At 27.0% G+C, this 18,006-nt stretch carries 23 protein-coding genes; 1 reads left to right on the top strand and 22 read right to left on the bottom strand.

Features of this window, described 5'->3' with window-relative positions:
* Nucleotides 1-12 precede the first annotated feature (12 nt).
* The 21 genes from spoIIIAG to dapF form a co-directional block, all read right to left on the bottom strand.
* Nucleotides 13-627: a stage III sporulation protein AG gene (gene spoIIIAG, locus L3B98_RS06400; protein WP_238915999.1), complete on the bottom strand. Its 615-nt coding sequence runs from the start codon at nt 625-627 to the stop codon at nt 13-15.
* Between the two features lie 12 nt (nt 628-639).
* Nucleotides 640-1,239: a stage III sporulation protein AF gene (gene spoIIIAF / locus L3B98_RS06395; RefSeq protein WP_238915998.1), complete on the bottom strand. Its 600-nt coding sequence runs from the start codon at nt 1,237-1,239 to the stop codon at nt 640-642.
* Nucleotides 1,240-1,242: 3 nt separating this feature from the next.
* Nucleotides 1,243-2,502: a stage III sporulation protein AE gene (gene spoIIIAE / locus L3B98_RS06390; protein WP_238915997.1), complete on the bottom strand. Its 1,260-nt coding sequence runs from the start codon at nt 2,500-2,502 to the stop codon at nt 1,243-1,245.
* 9 nt (nt 2,503-2,511) lie between these two features.
* The gene (spoIIIAD, locus tag L3B98_RS06385) at nt 2,512-2,895 is read right to left on the bottom strand and encodes a stage III sporulation protein AD (protein WP_015392821.1); all 384 of its coding nucleotides are present in this window, start codon (nt 2,893-2,895) and stop codon (nt 2,512-2,514) included.
* A gap of 11 nt (nt 2,896-2,906) precedes the next feature.
* Entirely contained in the window at nt 2,907-3,104 is a 198-nt protein-coding gene (gene spoIIIAC, locus L3B98_RS06380; RefSeq protein ID WP_015392820.1) for a stage III sporulation protein AC, read from the bottom strand.
* 15 nt (nt 3,105-3,119) lie between these two features.
* Nucleotides 3,120-3,638: a stage III sporulation protein SpoIIIAB gene (gene spoIIIAB, locus L3B98_RS06375; RefSeq protein WP_238915996.1), complete on the bottom strand. Its 519-nt coding sequence runs from the start codon at nt 3,636-3,638 to the stop codon at nt 3,120-3,122.
* On the bottom strand, nt 3,626-4,576 hold the full coding sequence (gene spoIIIAA / locus L3B98_RS06370; protein WP_042314685.1) for a stage III sporulation protein AA: 951 nt from the start codon (nt 4,574-4,576) through the stop codon (nt 3,626-3,628). Before spoIIIAA ends, spoIIIAB begins: the two co-directional genes overlap by 13 nt.
* Nucleotides 4,577-4,716: 140 nt before the next feature.
* Nucleotides 4,717-5,085 carry a CD1247 N-terminal domain-containing protein gene (locus L3B98_RS06365; protein WP_015392817.1) on the bottom strand — a complete coding sequence of 123 codons (369 nt, stop codon included), beginning with the start codon at nt 5,083-5,085 and terminating at the stop codon, nt 4,717-4,719.
* Nucleotides 5,086-5,261: 176 nt separating this feature from the next.
* A complete protein-coding gene (gene efp, locus L3B98_RS06360) occupies nt 5,262-5,819 on the bottom strand; it encodes an elongation factor P (RefSeq protein WP_015392816.1) in 558 nt (185 codons plus the stop codon).
* A 167-nt stretch (nt 5,820-5,986) separates the two neighbouring features.
* A complete protein-coding gene (locus L3B98_RS06355) occupies nt 5,987-6,358 on the bottom strand; it encodes a hypothetical protein (protein WP_015392815.1) in 372 nt (123 codons plus the stop codon).
* Nucleotides 6,351-6,764: a hypothetical protein gene (locus tag L3B98_RS06350; protein WP_238915995.1), complete on the bottom strand. Its 414-nt coding sequence runs from the start codon at nt 6,762-6,764 to the stop codon at nt 6,351-6,353. Before L3B98_RS06350 ends, L3B98_RS06355 begins: the two co-directional genes overlap by 8 nt.
* Nucleotides 6,715-7,380, bottom strand: a complete 666-nt coding sequence (locus L3B98_RS06345) for a hypothetical protein (protein ID WP_238915994.1) — start codon at nt 7,378-7,380, stop codon at nt 6,715-6,717. Before L3B98_RS06345 ends, L3B98_RS06350 begins: the two co-directional genes overlap by 50 nt.
* A gap of 378 nt (nt 7,381-7,758) precedes the next feature.
* Nucleotides 7,759-8,184: a hypothetical protein gene (locus L3B98_RS06340; RefSeq protein ID WP_077362826.1), complete on the bottom strand. Its 426-nt coding sequence runs from the start codon at nt 8,182-8,184 to the stop codon at nt 7,759-7,761.
* Complete coding sequence (locus tag L3B98_RS06335) at nt 8,175-8,618, bottom strand: hypothetical protein (protein ID WP_238915993.1); 444 nt, start codon at nt 8,616-8,618, stop codon at nt 8,175-8,177. Before L3B98_RS06335 ends, L3B98_RS06340 begins: the two co-directional genes overlap by 10 nt.
* A complete protein-coding gene (locus L3B98_RS06330; protein WP_015392810.1) occupies nt 8,608-9,036 on the bottom strand; it encodes a hypothetical protein in 429 nt (142 codons plus the stop codon). Before L3B98_RS06330 ends, L3B98_RS06335 begins: the two co-directional genes overlap by 11 nt.
* Nucleotides 9,033-9,479 (bottom strand): prepilin-type N-terminal cleavage/methylation domain-containing protein, encoded by a 447-nt coding sequence (locus L3B98_RS06325; protein WP_077362822.1) that lies wholly within the window; start codon nt 9,477-9,479, stop codon nt 9,033-9,035. Before L3B98_RS06325 ends, L3B98_RS06330 begins: the two co-directional genes overlap by 4 nt.
* On the bottom strand, nt 9,479-10,507 hold the full coding sequence (locus L3B98_RS06320) for a type II secretion system F family protein (RefSeq protein ID WP_238915992.1): 1,029 nt from the start codon (nt 10,505-10,507) through the stop codon (nt 9,479-9,481). Before L3B98_RS06320 ends, L3B98_RS06325 begins: the two co-directional genes overlap by 1 nt.
* The gene (locus L3B98_RS06315; protein ID WP_238916166.1) at nt 10,500-11,855 is read right to left on the bottom strand and encodes a GspE/PulE family protein; all 1,356 of its coding nucleotides are present in this window, start codon (nt 11,853-11,855) and stop codon (nt 10,500-10,502) included. The genes L3B98_RS06320 and L3B98_RS06315 overlap by 8 nt, the downstream gene beginning before the upstream one ends.
* Nucleotides 11,856-12,137: 282 nt before the next feature.
* Nucleotides 12,138-12,860 carry a ferric reductase-like transmembrane domain-containing protein gene (locus L3B98_RS06310; protein ID WP_077362813.1) on the bottom strand — a complete coding sequence of 241 codons (723 nt, stop codon included), beginning with the start codon at nt 12,858-12,860 and terminating at the stop codon, nt 12,138-12,140.
* A gap of 203 nt (nt 12,861-13,063) precedes the next feature.
* Nucleotides 13,064-14,074, bottom strand: a complete 1,011-nt coding sequence (locus L3B98_RS06305; protein ID WP_238915991.1) for a hypothetical protein — start codon at nt 14,072-14,074, stop codon at nt 13,064-13,066.
* 24 nt (nt 14,075-14,098) lie between these two features.
* The gene (gene dapF / locus L3B98_RS06300; RefSeq protein ID WP_238915990.1) at nt 14,099-14,926 is read right to left on the bottom strand and encodes a diaminopimelate epimerase; all 828 of its coding nucleotides are present in this window, start codon (nt 14,924-14,926) and stop codon (nt 14,099-14,101) included.
* 261 nt (nt 14,927-15,187) lie between these two features.
* On the opposite strand from dapF, the gene L3B98_RS06295 reads away from it, so the two are divergent.
* Nucleotides 15,188-16,921, top strand: a complete 1,734-nt coding sequence (locus tag L3B98_RS06295; protein ID WP_015392729.1) for an NFACT RNA binding domain-containing protein — start codon at nt 15,188-15,190, stop codon at nt 16,919-16,921.
* Between the two features lie 46 nt (nt 16,922-16,967).
* Here the strand turns inward: L3B98_RS06295 and L3B98_RS06290 are convergent, their stop codons facing one another.
* Nucleotides 16,968-17,813 carry a MurR/RpiR family transcriptional regulator gene (locus L3B98_RS06290; protein WP_015392728.1) on the bottom strand — a complete coding sequence of 282 codons (846 nt, stop codon included), beginning with the start codon at nt 17,811-17,813 and terminating at the stop codon, nt 16,968-16,970.
* Nucleotides 17,814-18,006 lie beyond the last annotated feature (193 nt).

The raw sequence follows: 18,006 nt of genomic DNA, 5'->3' as shown, positions 1-18,006 counted from the left end.
TAAAATTATATGCTACTTCTTCATACTATATACATTAACCTTATCTAAACTTAAGTTATATAATTTAGATACAGCTTGTTGTATTTCATATTTAATTTTGCTATTTTCAGCACCTTCCGCTAAGATCATAACGCCTATAAGTTTTGGTTTATAGGTTGTTAATATAAACGGCTCATTATTTCCATCCTTTGTTGTCATTACTACCTTTGACGAATCATTATTTTGATTATTTACACGTTTTCCACCCTCAGTATCGGTTTCCTCAGTAACAGATTTTTGACCATTTTTATCATATGCAGGAATCTTTTCTTCCCCATTTTCAAAAGTCATCATTACCTCAACATCACCAACTCCATTCATCTTCTTTAACATATTTTTCAAATTGTTCTTTTGATTTTCTTCATAATTTTTTTCGTCTTCTTCATTTACAATATTTGAAGTGTTTACATCATCTTTTTTATTTGTCATTGTTGATAATTTATTTGGGCTAAAATTTTTATTAGTATCTAAAAATACATCCATGGCAAGATAGACAAACAATAAAATTATACAAACTACTATTAGACTTTTTATTTTTTTTTGTCCTAATAATTTATTAAGTTCATTCTTAAATCGATTTTTATCCATTTGATTCCCCTCCTATTCCTCTAATTTATATATTTCAATTTTCTCTTTAGGTATATCTAATTGATTTGAAATATAGTTAACCACTTCAGAATATTCTTCATTTTCTTCCTTATTATCAGTCTTTTCCTTGTTAATCCTAACTTTTTTTATCTTATTTACTTTGCTATCAGCTATCCCTATTTTTAGTTTTTTAATATTAATAGTTATATTATTAAAGTCAACATCACACTCCAGTTCACTTTTAAAAGTCATCTCCTTAAATTTATTTTTAAGCAAATCCTCACAATTTTTATTAAAATTCCTTATAAACAGTTCTTTCTTTGTATCTTCCTTTCCATTGTTCTTCAATGTACTCACATTATCTGATTTAAATTTATTTTGGTTATCAGAAAAAATCTCCTCATAGCTTTTAATGCTATTCACTATTTCCTTGTCCCCATTAGATAAAAACTTAACTATAGGGCTTAAAATTACAGCTATAAGGATTAATCCCAATACAAAATTTACATATTTCTTCATTTTATTGTTTGGTACCATTATCTCTACAGCACTAATAAATATTAGAACAGTTACAATTGTTATAACAATATTCTTTAAAACGTCTATAAACATAATTTATCCTCCAACAATAAACCTTCCTGAAGATGCTATGATACCAATTAAAATAAAAAACATTAATGTTACAGTTAAAATACAAGATATTATTAATACCATAGAGTTTCCAGCAGCTTCTATGGATTTTGTTAGCCTTGAGTCACTTATGGGCTCGACTAATGCTGCTGACAATTTATAAATTAGTGTAATCAGCATAAGCTTTACTATTGGATATAGTAAAATTAGAATTATTACAATTAACCCAATTGAGCTTATAGCATTTTTTATTATTAAAGAATATCCAGCAACAGAAGTAATTGCATCTGAAAATGCCTTTCCTACTATAGGAATAAAATTATCTACTGCAAATTTTGCTGTTTTAAGAGTTACAGCATCAATAGTACTAGATGTAATCCCCCTAATTGTCAATATTCCAATAAAAATAGTCACAATAATTCCTTGAAACCAAATAGTAATTTGCTTAAATAGTTTACATAGATTCGTTATTTTATGTTCATTTGAAATATTATTTGCAAATTCTAATACAAATACCATCAGTATCATTGGAATTATAATATTTGAATACACCTTTGGTATAAAAACAACTGCTCCAAGAACTATTGGATCCAAAGTAGTAGCAGCAGTAATTCCACCTGACAGAGAAATCATAGTTATTAGTACTGGTAAAAGTGCACTCATAAAATTTGATATGTCATTTATTACAGCCTTTGCAATTGAAATTGATATAATAAAGCTTCTTGATAAAACTATTATCATAAGTACATAACATGCGTAAAAAGCAATTTGTGAAATGCTTTCATCTGAAAATGCTTCTTGAAGATTTTTCAGCAATGAACATATTATTGCTATTGTCACTATTGATACCATAAGTTTTAATACTTCTTTAACTTCCTTAAAAACTAAACTAGTTACTGCATTAAACATAGTATCTAAAGAAATATTTCCCTTACCGTCTTTAATATAAGCTTTAATATATTCAGCAGGTTCTAGATTATTCATAAGTTCAACATCTGTCTTCATTTTACTTATATAATCATACAAATTATTTAATTTTTCTTTTGCATCACCATTTAATTCATTAATATTAGCTTCTTTGTCTATAGCTTTGGTATCTTTACTCTTGTCATCGGAGTTTACATTATATTCAGCCGCATAAGCCAAATTATTTTTTTCAAATGTATAGTTAGAAATGAAGCTTGCAACTATAGTAATTGCAATACTCATTATTACCAGCAAAGTAATCCTTTTTGTCATCTTCATAATACACACCTACAATATCTGCAATATGGAATTCAGTACAGCCATCAATATAGGAATTGCTAATACTAAAATCATTATTTTACCTGAAATATCTATCTGGGTTGCAAGACTATCTGCATTAGCATCTTTACATAAGGCACTAGTGAAGGAGGCAATATATGCTATTGCTAAAATTTTCAGCACAATTCCTATATACAACATATCAATATTGGCTTTATCAGCAACTTGTTTTAAAAAATCAATTATTTCTTTAAGTGGTTCAATCATTATTAGAAGTATAAGTGCTCCTGCCGTTAAAACAAGGAATGTATTTATTTCATTTTTAGATTGTTTAAATAACAGCGTGATAAATAATGTTATAAGCGCTATAGACGCAACTTTTATTATTAACATAATACTTACACCTACATAATAAACATTGTCTTAACTGTACTAAATAAATCCCCTATAATTGAAATTATCATCAGAAGAATTATTACAACACCTGCAATATTCGTGATAGCTGCTATTTCCCCCTTTCCACTGCTCGTTAATACCTTATCTAAAACCACTAACAGTATACCAGCCCCCCCTATTTTAAAAAGAATACTTATATCGTGCATTAGTCTTCCTCCAATCTATATAATAAATATAACTATCATTGCTCCTAGGCAAACTCCAAGATATCTATATAACTTAATATTTTTTTTAGCAATATCTTCTGCCTCTCTTAAATTCATTCTTATGCCTTCTACTGCTAAAGCAAATATCTTTTTCTGCCCCAAAACCCCTGAAGCCCCCAAAGATTTCAAGAAATCTGCCATTATTTCTTTGTCAGCTTCATTTAAGTAAAATTCATTTTCTAAGCCTTTAAATTCTTCTAAGGCTCCTTGATATACACTTTCTACATCTCCTTTAATCAATCTATCAGCAATAGCTTTAATTAAATTACTTAACGGATTGTTTATTTTACTGTAAATATTTTCTAAAGCTTCTGGCAAAGGAGTTGTCCCATAAACAATATCATTTTCTAGAATTGTTAATGCTTTTAATATCTCTCTTAACTGATCTTGTCTTTTTTTGAATGTATCTCCATATATAAAACCTATATATGTACTAATTAAGAATATTCCTATTGCAATGATTATTTTAAACAAATAGTTTCACCGCCTTTGAAACTATATATATTCTCAACTGTTCCAATGCCATTTCTATTACTTAAGATTATTGCTCTTTCTAAAATCTCATTTTCAAGTAAATCACTAAAAACTTTTCGTTTATATAAATCCTCAACAGTAAAGCCATGAATTGTCGTGATTATATTAACCCCAGAATTAAATGCCATCATAAGTGCTTCTGTATCACCTTTGGTTCCAATCTCATCACAAATTAATACTTCTGGTGAAAGGCTTCTAATTGCCATTATTAAACCTTCTCGCTTTAAACAATTATCTAAGACATCTGTTCTTAATCCTAAATTACTTTGTGGAATTCCAAGATGGCAAGCTGCTATCTCGCTCCTTTCATCCACTACAACCACTTTTTTACCACTAACTCCTAGTGAAAAAACTCCATTTGATATATTTCTAGCAATATCTCTTATTATTGTTGTCTTTCCACATTTAGGAGGTGAAATTATTATTGTATTATAAATCTTTATTTTTGAAGCAATGTATTTCATAATCTTATCTGAACATCCAATAACTTCTCTGCAAATTCTTATATTTAAGGAAGATATATTTCTTATAGTCTTTACTTCGCCTTTTTCCATAACGCATTCGCCTGCAATACCTATCCTATGCCCACCTTTTATTGTTATGAATCCCTGTCTTATTTCTTCCTCAAATGCATATAAAGAATAATTTGAAATCTTTTGCATTATACTTTTCATATCTTCTTTTGAGATAATATAGTTTATAAGATTTTCTCCAAACTTTGAATAAACTAAAATTGGTTTACCAACCTTTAGCCTAAGTTCATATACTTGCTCCTTGTTAATTCTCTCCTTAATAATCTCACTTATTTTAAGTGGAAATATTTCTATTATTTCCTCATCCCTCAATGTTCTCACTGCCTCCTCCTCTATCGTTCTCATATATAATTAATATTTATCATTCATCTGAAATATTACTAATTATCATAAAAATATGTAAAACAAAAAGGACCACCTAAAAAACACTTAGGGTGATCCTTTAAAATAAATATGTTATTCTATTGCCTTTTACTGAAATTTCATTACTTGCTTTTGATATTTTTATGACAATATGGACATGGAATTTCATCATTATTGCTTAGTGCAGATTGCTCAATAAAAATTGGTTTATTACAATGAATACAATTGATTTCTGTATACTCATCTTCCATATCATTTAATTCATCTATAGATACTTCTTCAAACAACTCATCTTGGATATTAGTTAAATCATCATCCATAAATTTAATATTTTCTTCGATAGCTTCTTGATTTATAGTTAACTCTTCAATTTTTTGGTTCATAGTTTCTAAAACAGCAAACACATTATCAAAGCATTCCTTATATTCCTTGCTTTCTATCTTAGATAAATTTTTTCTTAAGTTATCAATCTCATTTCTAAGCTCTTCCATATCATTTCACTTCCTTCTTTATTTATAATCAGTCTATATCGGTTCTAATTATCAATCTTCAATTATTAATTAATGAAGAAATCCTTTAGGAATTTCTCAAATTAAAATTCACAATGTTAATTTGAACTTATATAAATAAAGTTGCTAAGCGATATACTTAGCAACTTATGTTTGACTTAAACTCTTTCCATGTATTCGCCAGTTCTAGTATCTACTCTTATAACGTCACCTTCATTAACGAACATAGGAACATTTACTATTGCACCTGTTTCAAGTGTTGCTGGTTTAAGAGCATTAGTTGTTGTATTCCCTTTAACCCCTGGCTCTGATTCTGTAATTAGTAATTCAACAAAGTTTGGAGCTTCAACTGAGAAAGCATCCCCTTTAAAGAATTTAATTGTTGCAAACATGTTTTCTTTTAAGAACTTTATTGCATCTTCAACCTTTTCATAATTTAATGGAATTTGTTCATATGTTTCTTGATCCATAAAGTAATATAATTCACCATCTGAATAAAGATATTGCATTTCTTTTCTTTCAATTACAGCTTCTTGTAATTTTGTAGTTGGGTTAAAAGTTGTATCTGTAACTCCACCAGAAATTACATTTCTAAGCTTAGTTCTTACGAAAGCTGCTCCTTTTCCTGGTTTAACGTGTAAAAATTCTACTACTGTAAAAACTTGTCCTTCTAATTCAAAAGTTGTTCCTTTTCTTATATCTCCTGCTGTTATCATTAAAGATCCCTCCAAATTTATAATCTAATTACGATGTTACTTACCCTCAAACTTTAAGTTAAAATGCTTAATAGTTGACATAACACTCATATTTTATCAAAAGACAATAATAATTGCAATTATTTCTGTATACTTTACCATAATATTTTATATTTTTTTAATATTTTCTATATATTATCTTTTGAGCTCACCTTAACTATGATACTACTTTCCTCGGTATTTTTGTTAATACTATATTCATTTACATCAAATGCTTTTAATTTCTCTATTTGTTCTAACAATTCATTTTTGTCACCTATTATTTTTAGTTTAACGTACCATTTTCCATCAACTTCATTTGCAGACATAATATTATTAAAGTTTAATTGTTTTAACTCCCCATTAAGTTCTTTTAAAGTTATTTTATTTCTTTTCGGTTCCTTTTGAGAATTATTTTCTTGAATATATTTTCCTTTATCTCTCCAATTTATGCAACTAATCTGAACAAATACTAAGGCAATCATAATTATTATCATTATGTCTTTATGTAGTTTACTCATTTAGATGTACTCCTAATTTATATTTATCCTCACTTACACTATTTATATCAACTATTTTAATTAAAGGATTTATACTTAGTTCATTAATTTTATCAAAATTCTTAACCACTATTTCTCCTTTGCCATTAGTCACATGTATTTCTTCAATACGGTCATCAAAAATATTATTTAACCAAATATTAATATCTTTAAAATACACAGGATTTTTTCTTTTATTATCAACCTTTAGAACTTGTTCCTCATTTTCTCTATTCGCACTAATTCTGCTTGCAGTAGTTGGAAGCATAAGTAAATTTATTATTAAAAACATAACCAATATTCCAATTTCCCTTTTGCTTTGACTTAACTGTATTTCTTTATACACTTTTTCTGGAATAAAATTTTTGTTTTTCATATATTGTTTCATTTATTAAACTCCCTATATCAATTTCAATAATTTTAAAGTTATCATTTGCTGGTAAAATATCAATTGCACTTTTATCAACAAATATTTTTTTTCCATTAATATCATCATATATTTCATTTATTATGTTAGCTTTATTTTCTTTAACTTTACAATGATCAAATATACCAGCTTCAAAAGATATATAATAATAGTATTCATTAATTTTTATTAAGACCCTGCCGCTATTATTATTTGCCTTTAACTCTTTTCTCATAACTTCTTTAATTATCAATTGAATTGGTTTAACTTCGATCCTCTTAGCACCTTCTGCTAACCTTTCAATTCGTTTAGCTCCTCTAATATAGTATATTACTATTACATTATTTTTCTTTTCATAATCATATAATATATCTCCATTTTGAGGAAATTCCTTTTCTATTAAGGAATCAACAAACTTTGCTAATTGAAATTTTTTTGCATTATTATCAAACTTTTTTAAACAAAGCTCTTCCTCTAAAATAACTATTTTTATGTCCTTTTTAAGTACTCTTTGCACTTCATTTAATTTATCGAAACTATATTTTTCTTTATTATAAATAAAATTATTCCTATTAACAAAAATTATAGCTTTCTTCATTTCAAACTCCTATTTTCAATTTAAGTATATATATTCAAATTATCAATGTTCAATTGTCCTTTATTAATCAATTACAAAACCACTTCAGTCTTTATTAAATTTTGATGTAAAATCTGGACAAGCTGAAATGAAACAAGCCATAGAGGAAACTCGACTCACTTTCGTTCGCTGAGTAAGCGATTCACACCAAATCAGTTTTTTAAAGGAGGTTAACTCATGAATGAGTTAACTAAGTTCAAGAAAGCAAATCATAGATTTGGACTTTCACTTATCTGCTTAATAACCGTCATCAGCTCAATTTCACATGCTTGCTCCAGAAAAATGTATCGTATTTCTGGTATAGTGTTATGATTATAATTTTTCAATAATACATGTATATTATTTCTGTATGTCTTTAAATTCATAAGTTGGAATCAATACTATTTCTCCATTTTTAAAATTCCAATTTATTTCTCTTTCTCTATCAAACTCATTATCTTTATTTGCGGTTAAATACATTTTATTATCTTGAACAATAAATTTAAGATTACTTGACTTGTCGTTACTTTCTATTTCAAAATTCTGCATGAACATATTTTTATAATCATCCTCACTTTTTATGTTTTCATTGAGTTTCCTCATAAAGCCATATAGAATTTTTTCTTCACTTTCACTCATATCATATTTGTCTATGCTTGAATTATATAATGAACTTAGTTCATTATTGTTCCTCATGATCTTAAACATAAAGCCTGCAATTATACCCATTAGTGATAGTATCATTACAGAACTGATTAAAACTGAGCCTCTTCTTTTTAAAAGCATTTAATAAATTCCTTCCCATCCTTATCATGAATTATAAAATATATTAATTTTCCATTCTTTTTAATTTCCATATTATCTATATCATCAAGTACAGTTTTTATTGTCTCTACACTATTATTTCTCATATATTTTACATAGATCTTACCTTCATTTGATTTGATCACCTTATCTAAATTATCGTTAACATTATTGTTTGAAAACAAAACTGTATTATTATCAAGTACTAAAATTTCTCGATATCCATCGGATACTATACTATCTAAATTATTAAAAAAATTTTGGCAGTCATTATACTTAATTGATAAATTCATTGCATCAACATAAGATTTATACATTGATATAAACAAGCTGATTCCAGAAGCTAAAATCATAGTCGTTAAAAAAGTATATACTAAAGATTCAATAATCGTAAATCCAGTTTTTTTATACTTCATCCATCCACCAACTCTTAGTAAATTCTTTTTCAATCAATACATCATTATCATTTCTTTTAATCTCAGCTTTAATTTTTAATTTCAAACCAAATTTATCATCCTGAAGTTTACTAACTTCTATATCTGAACCTTTTTCTAGTTCTTTTATAGGCACTTCAATGAGTTTATTTGAAAAATCCTTGTCATATTTAAAACCAACTTCACCATTATCTAACATTGATAATATATCTTTCTTAGGAACATTAAACTTAAATTCTTTCATTAAATTGCAAACTGATCTTTCCACCTCTTCATGTAAAATTCTCTTCTTGGCTATATTATTACTTTGTATACAAGCACTTACAACAAAAGTCGTTGTTAGTGATAAAATCATAATTGAAGCCATTACTTCAATTAAAATACTGCCCTGTTTTTTCATATATAGCTCCTATCTTTTATATCAATTCTATCTATTCCAACGCCAATGGTTATATATCTTTTTTCACCATAGGCATCCTTAAGTTTTATTGTTGCACCTTGCTCTATTTTCCCATTTGGTTTTATAAAAATACTTATATCATCATTTATTATTTTAATTTCTTTAGGAAGAATTATAACTTTTTCAATATTATCAATTCCTTCTACAAAACGAATTTGATTCTTTTTTGCAACAGTTGTAATTTTCCCATATTTATTTTTATCACAGCAAACTGCCTTTCCATAAGAAAGTAAATTTTGTATTTCATAGACATATTCATCATATTTAATATTTCTTTGTATATTAAAATTTAATTTAGACAATGATGTTGTTATCCCAAATACAATTAATAAGATAAATATGCTAACTATCATTTCAATTAATGTAAATCCATCTCTTTTCATTACTTTATTCCACTTTGCAGCTTATCAAATAAAGGCAGCACAATTTCTAACATAAAAGATATTATAAATCCACTCATTAATAATATAAAAATAGGATTAATGCATTTAATATATTTCTTTACTTTCTCTTGAACTCTATTTTCTAAATGATTAGCTAGCTGTTTAAACCCTTCATCAATAGTTCCACCTTCTTCATGAATTTTAACTATTGCTAAAGTATATTGTGAAAATGCTTTAGTTTTTTCAAGGGATTCTGTTAGCGTTCTTCCATTTTTAATATTTTCATTTATTTCTTTTATTTTTTGTTTAAAATAAATAAAACTTATACTATCTTCGCAATACTCTAATACTACTGAAATATTTATTCCAGTGCTTGTTATAATTGAAAATAGTAATACTAACAAGTATTCAACAAATAATTTTACAGTATATATTTTAGTAAACATTCCTATATTAAATTTTTTAGTTGTATACCAAAACAAAATGACTCCAGACATGATCCAAGAAATTATTGTAATCATACCAACAACAGGGTGGCTTTTAAAATTATTGTTAAGCTCATATAAAAATTTGCAATTTGAAGGCAACTCTATATGCATAGAATTATAAATTTCACAAAAACTTGGAACTAATTGATTCAATAAAAATATTCCAAATATAATCATTGAAATAAAAATCATCATAGGATATGAACAAGCATCTCTAATTTCCTTTTTTACAAATATCGTTTTATCATAAAAGGTACCTAGTCCTCTTAAAACTTCATAAAGTTTACCCGTATCTTCACCAATTGAAATTACACCTATAAATAATTCAGGATATAATTCTTTATATAGACCAAAACTCTCTGATAGACTATTCCCTTGTCTTACATTAACTAAAATTCTCCCCAAGCTATTTTTATACAACTTGTTTTGAACAACATCCTCAACTAATTCCAATGCAGTTATTAGTGGTATTCCATTTTTATATATTTGAGCCAAACTATTAGCTATTAATGAAAGCTGAGCTTCGCTTCTTCTATTCATCTAACCGTTCACCTTCTATAAACTCTAAATAGTCATCATAAGCTATCTTTCCTGAAATTAATAACTGTTTTAAATCAAATTTCATGCTGCTATTAGATAAATAATCTGTATCTTCATATAATTCATTAATACTTTTTTTGTTCTTTTCTTGTAAATAATGCACTGCACTTACAATTTGTCTGCCAGAATATCCAGAATGATTACAAGCCTTACATCCACATTTTTTATAGATTGTTACTCCATTTATTAGTTTTCTATCATCTATTTCCTTGCACTTATTACATAAAATTTTTATTAATCTCTGAGAGATAATTCCGACAATAGCATCCCTTAATAAATATTGTTTAATACCCATATTTTCTAACCTAATATAAACCTCTTTTGCCGACTTGCAATGTATCGTAGTAAACACTTTATGACCAGTTATAGAGGCACGAACCGCCATATTAGCCGTCTCCTCATCCCTAATTTCACCTATCATAATCACATCAGGATCTTGTCGTAATATGCTTCTAAGTCCATTTGAAAAATCTATATTAAGCTTTTTATTTAAACTCATTTGATTAATATTAGGAAGCAAAATTTCAACAGGATCTTCTAGAGTGGTAATATTTAATGATTTTGAGTCTAATTCCTTTAATATTGTGTAGAGAGTAGAACTTTTTCCTGAACCAGTTGGGCCACAGGCTAAAATTAATCCATTCTTAATTGATATTATTTTTCTAATAAGCTTAACATTATCTTCAGTGAAGCCTAAATCTTCAAGTTTATAGGCAAAATTATCACAATACAAGATTCTTATAACTATTTTCTCTCCATATACTACTGGTATTGAAGATATTCTCAAGTCGTATTTCAAATTGTTATAAGTTACAACTATCTTTCCATCCTGAGGCTTTCGCTTTTCAGTTATATCCATATTGGCTTTTACCTTTATTTTAGATGCCAGCACAGCATATTCTTTATGCTCAATTTTATGAACCAACACTAAAGTTCCATTAATTCTATAACGTACAAAAACGCAATTTTTTTGAGGCTCCAAATGTATATCACTAGCCTTATCTTTTATTGCATTCCATATTAATACATCTTCTAAATCTTTATCCTCTTCACCAAAAATAATATCTTTTAAACTTTCATAATTATTTTCTTCAATTTCTTTAATGATAATATTTTTGTTATATATAAATTTTAAATATTCCTGTGCTTCTTCTGTTTTTCTATAAGCTAAAACTATAACTTCACTTATATTCTCTTTTATAGGTATAATCTTATACTTTTCACAGATTTCCTTTTTTAAGTTCCTTGCAGTTTTTAAGTCAACATCATCAATTCTATATTCTTTGATATGTCCTTCACCTCACTAAATGCAAATTTACAATCTTATCCAAATTCTAGACCAAATTTTGATGACTTATACACTGCTTTAGAATATTTTTTAATAACACTTGCTCAAAGAAAAAAATCAAGATTATTAGAATTCATCTTGATTTTTTATTGCACAAAGATACATATTCACTTTTTACTATTATACTATTTATTTACTTAATTATAACATATACTCCCTTAACAGTGCTTAAAACAACAAAATACCATAAATTCATTTCTAAAATTTATGGTACTTCAATATTTAAGCTAAGTCACTATTTGCAGATAATTTAATAGCTTTTATTTGTGCAGTGTTTTTACTTTTTAATAACCTTAAAGTCATGTAACTTCCGAAGATTATTGTATATGTACTCAATCTTAACCAATCTAATTCTTTTTCATTTAACAATACTAATAAAATATGTACATAGGCCAATATATAAAATAAATATGCCCATCTCTGCAGCTTCTTCCAACGCATTCCTTTCATTTTATATCTTATCTTTTTTATAGATGTTATAAATAAAGGTATCATTATTATAAAGCCTATAATTCCAACTGCTATATAACTAAAATACAATAAAGGAAATGAACCTTCACTCATAATCTTTGGAAGTTTTAGTATGAGAAAACGAGCAAAATATATTATTCCATGAGGTAACAACATAATTGATCCCAAAATAGCTAGTTCTGCTCTTATGCTCAATAATTTTTTGGTTATTGACCATCTTGTATTTAACGCTCCTGCATACATTACTAGAATAAAAAATGATATTGATATAAAACCTCTCATTGAGGCTTTTTCAAGAGTAAGAAGAATTCCATCAAGTTTAGCATTTGAGGTTATTCTCAGAATTTCATAGATAGCTGTCGTTATCGAGATAACTGCTGCAATAGAATAGAAAATATAATTGCTTTTTCTAATGGCTCCCGTGTAAAAAAGTGCTAAGAATGTTACTAAAATAAATGTTACAATAAAAATCATCTTTGTACTCCTTAAAAATATAATTGATATTGATTATCACTCACAATTATATTTTATCAACTAAGTTTCGTCAAGAGTTATTATTATTTGGTTAGTAATAAAGAAACTTAAATTAATTCTGAATACAAAAAAGAAACACTCAAGTATATATCAATAAAACATTGATATTTACTTGAGTGCTTAGTTATTTAGGATTAACTATTTTAATTTATATATTCTAAAAAAACATAATCCGTTGAATTTTTAGATATAGCACTTATACTCCCATCTTTCGTATAAGTATAAACTTGTTCCTGTGCCGTCTCTCCCCCGTTAGAGCCAACAAATAAGACATTTCCATTTTCATCTATTCTTAGTCCTTTTTCAATTTTGACTCTAGTTGGAAAATCATAAACTAATCTCTTTACAGTATTATTCTTTATCTCATACAAAGAATTTATATTATTTGAACCTTTTCCAGTAAAATAATAAGTATCATCTTTTTTAACTATATCCGATAAATCATCTATTCCATCAGATAAAAACTTAACTTCCTTTGTCTTTTTATCTATCATAAGCAACTGCCTTTTATTTTCCAAAGTTAATTGTAAAAACACAACATTATTATCTGTTCCTTTTAAAAAGGCTAAATAGCCTTCTTTTATTTTATACAATAGTTCTTCTTTGTCATCTTTAATATTATAGGTAAATAATCCATTAACTCCGTCATCACTAACTCCATAATATACTAAAGTATCACTATCATACCAATCCGATAATACACCAGATATTGAAACTTTTGATTTAATTTCTATAGGTTTATATCCATCAGTACTAAATACTTTTAATTTTAAACCATTATCATCAATAAAATAAGAAATGTATTCTCCACCTTTAGATAACTCAAGGTTACTATAATTTAAATCTTTAATTTCAACTTTTTGATTTCCATGAACAATATAATTTTTTCCACCTTCTGAGCTAACATAAATGGAGCTATTTTTGTCATATGTTGATACAGTATAATTACTTTTCATTTGCTCGTACTTTCCATTTATATAATTATACAGTTTATAACTACCTTCTTCATTTTTTAATACAGCCCCCATATTTAACTTAATATCCTCTGCTACATTAATAGACTCTTCTTTTTTGGGAGATGAGCATCCAAATGCAAACAGAGGCAGTACAATCAAAACTAACACCCCTAAAAACACTCTTCTTAATAATTTCATTTCTTATTCCCTCATTAATTATTTCTATATCGTAATCTTTCCCTGAAATACAACTTCAGCTGGACCTTTCATATGTACATCGTCACCTAAAACTTCTATAACTAGTTCTCCACCTGGTGCTTTCACAAAAATTTCTTCAATATTATCTACAAGACCAAATTTCTTAGCTACAACTACAGATGCACTACAACCAGTACCACAAGCAAGGGTAGCTCCAGCACCTCTTTCCCATGTATCTACTCTTATATGCGTCTTATCAATTATTTTAACAAAGTTTATATTACTACCTTCTTTAAACATAGGTAATTTTTCTAATTTCGAACCATCAGCTATAACATCATATTCCTCATTTTCCTGAAAAATAATCGTATGAGGAACACCCATTAATACTGTTGTCATCTTATAAGTTTTGCCATCTACAGTAATTTCTTTTCCAATAAGATTTTCCATATTAACTAAAGGTATATCCTCTCCTGCATAAGATGGTTTTCCCATATATACACGTACATATTTAACTTTATCTTTTTCTAAAATTATTTCAATTTCCTTTACTCCATCACCAGTTTCTACTGAGAATTTCAAGTCTTTAACTATTTTATGCTCATATACATATTTTCCAAAACATCTTATTGCGTTACCACACATGCTTGCCCTTGAACCATCAGCATTTATTATAACCATTTTAGCATTAGCTAAATCTGATTTTCTTACAATTACAAGTCCATCTGCACCAATTCCAAAATGTCTATCGCAAACTTTTTTTGCAAGTTCACATTCCTCTTGAATTTCATTATTAAAATCTTCAATAAATACAAAGTCATTTCCTATTCCCTGCATTTTATAAAAATCCATTTCTATTCCCCCAATCAATTGTTTTTCTAATTTATATAAAATAAAATTAATTAACTTTTTTGTTTATACATTAATAATATCACAATTTTAAATTATAACTTATTTCTTATAATTTCTGTATACCTTTTTTAATATTTTTTCTTAAATTTTTCTTATATTTTGCTATTTTTAAGATTGATACCATGATTTTTGCTAAAATTTGATAATCCTTAAGCATTAATGTTATACTATTCTTAGTTACAAAAGAAAGGATGACATAAGATGGCACTAGATGGTATATACTTATATAGTTTAATTAATGATTTAAAGAACTCCATTGTGAATTCAAAAATAGATAAAATAAACCAACCTGAAAAAGATGAAATAATTTTAACTTTAAGAAAAGATCGTAAAAATTTGAAACTTTTGATTTCTGCGTCTTCTAGATTTGCGAGGATTCATTTAACAAATACAGTTAAGGAAAATCCGATAAAAGCACCTATGTATTTAATGGTTCTTAGAAAATATATTTTAGGTGGCAGAATCACAAATCTTATTCAAAAAGATTCTGATAGAATTATAATCATGGAAATTGAAAATAGAGATGAACTTGGATTTGATAGTATTTATTCCCTTATTATCGAAATTATGGGACGTCACTCCAATATAACTTTAGTTAGAAATAGAGATAACAAAGTAATGGAATCTATAAAACACATTACTGCTGATATAAATAGTTATAGAGTATTATATCCAGGTGTTAATTTTGTATATCCTCCAAGCTCTAACAAACTTAATCCATTTTCAACTACCTACGAAGAATTAAATTCTTACGTAGTAAATAATTCTATCCCTTTTGATGATAATTTTTATTCTAACTGTTTTACAGGAATTAGTAAACTACTATCTAAGGATTTATATTATAACCTTATAAAAAGTAATACTACTCCTGCTACTAATGAAATCTATGAAGATTTCAAAAACTTTATTGATAATTTAGATAATAATATTTCATATAACATATATTCGAATAGTTTAGGAATAGTTAAAGACTTTTATTCACTTAAATTAAATTCTTTAGGAAGTGATTTCTTACTCAAGTCTTATGATGACCCAAATACTTTAATGGAAGATTTTTTTGTAAGCAAAGATAAACAAGATAGACTTCAAAATAAATCTACTGATTTACAAAAACTTATTCATACAAATATTGAAAGATGCAATAAGAAATCTAAGATCCTAAATGAAACGCTCATTGAATGCTCTGAAAAAGAAAGTTTAAAAATCAAAGGAGATCTCTTAACTTCTTATATATATACTATAAAAAAAGGTGATGAAGAATGTACTTTACTTAATTTTTATAACGAAGAGGAAGAAGAGTATATGAAAATAGCGCTAGATAAGACAAAAACTCCTTCTGAAAATGTTCAGCGTTATTATAAAAAGTATAATAAACTTAAAACCTCTGAAGAATACGCAAAAGCTCAACTTGAGAAAAACTTACAGGAAATAGCTTATTTAAATTCTGTGCTTACAAACATTCTAAATGCTGAAAGTTATAGTGAAATTGATGAGATAAAAAATGAATTAGTCGAAACAGGATATATTCGCTTTAGAAAAAATAATAAAAATGCAAAACAAGCAAAAACTTCAAAACCTCATCATTTTGTTTCAAGTGATGGAATTGATATCTATGTAGGAAAGAACAACTTACAAAATGATTATTTGAGTTTAAAATTTGCAAATAAAAATCATCTTTGGCTTCATGCAAAAGACATCCCTGGTTCACATGTTATCGTATGTGCCTTTGATGTACCTGATAGCACTTTAGAGGAAGCTGCTATAATTGCTGGTTATTATAGTAAAGGTAAAGATTCAGCAAAATTACCTATTGATTATACAAAAGTTAAGGAATTAAAAAAGCCTAATGGCGCAAAACCTGGTATGGTTATTTATCATACAAATTGGACCTTATTTATTAACCCAAGTGATTTTAATAATAAGTTTAAAGTTTAATAAAGAGAAGTATCAACTTCCGTTTATGTAAGTTGATACTTCTTTTTTAAATGAATAAATCAAATTTTCTCCAGGCTTCTTCTAGCAATTCTACATTGCTAGTAAAACAATCTTTTCTTTCCTTCTCAATAGATGTAATTAATGCGTTAATTAAACTTATTGGTGCTGCAAAAGATTCAATTTCAGTAGAACCTTTACTCATTGCAGTTAATGTAACATCTGAATAAGGAACAAGTGGAGACAACATATTATCAGTAATTGCTATGGTAGCAACTCCCCTGCTTTTTAAATGAGCAACTATCTCAACTGTACTTCTGGCATACTTCTCAAAACTGATTCCTATAATAACTTCTTCTCCACTAAAGCCATTTATTTGTTTAGGTATTTGTTCAATATTTTCTATTAAATTAACACTATTAAACATAAAATCTAAATAATATTTTAAAAATGATCCAAGCACTGACGCACTTCTCCTCGCAACTATGTATATTTTTTTAGCATTTAATAGTAAGTTTACTGCCTTTTTCAACTCATATAAATCTAACTCTTCCATAGTCAATTTGATATTATTTAAATCTTCTTCAAATATATCATAAACTTCTTTTTCATCATCAGAATTTTCATTTGAATCATTTTTTAAACGCTCATTTTTTGATACTTGCTGCTGCATAGATTGTTGAGTATCCTTTAGAAATTCAGGATATCCTTTATATCCTAGAAAGATTACAAATCTCGTAACAGTTGCAATACTAACTCCAGATAGCTTAGCTAATTTTTCTACAGTTAAAAAAGGTGTGCTGTTTGGATTTGATAAAATATATTTTGCTATTTTTTCTTGAGCTCTACTCATATTTGGTATTTTCTCTGCCATCCTTTGATATACCTCTGCCATTATTTGAACTCCTTCCTTAATATTTATTTTAATAAAATATACATCTCTATAAAATCTTCTTGATTATAATTAGATGCGCAAAAAAGGCACTAACAACTTCTTATTGTTAGCGCCTTTGCTACCATATTTTACTTACACTAATTTTATCACTGGTATAAAATTTTGTAAATATATTTACACTACTTCCTATACA

Origin of the sequence: Clostridium sp. YIM B02555 (assembly GCF_022320955.1) — a bacterium.
GTDB lineage: Bacteria > Bacillota > Clostridia > Clostridiales > Clostridiaceae > Clostridium > Clostridium saccharoperbutylacetonicum.
The sequence above is the reverse complement of the archived record's forward strand: the minus strand, read 5'-3'. Positions and strand labels throughout refer to the sequence as shown.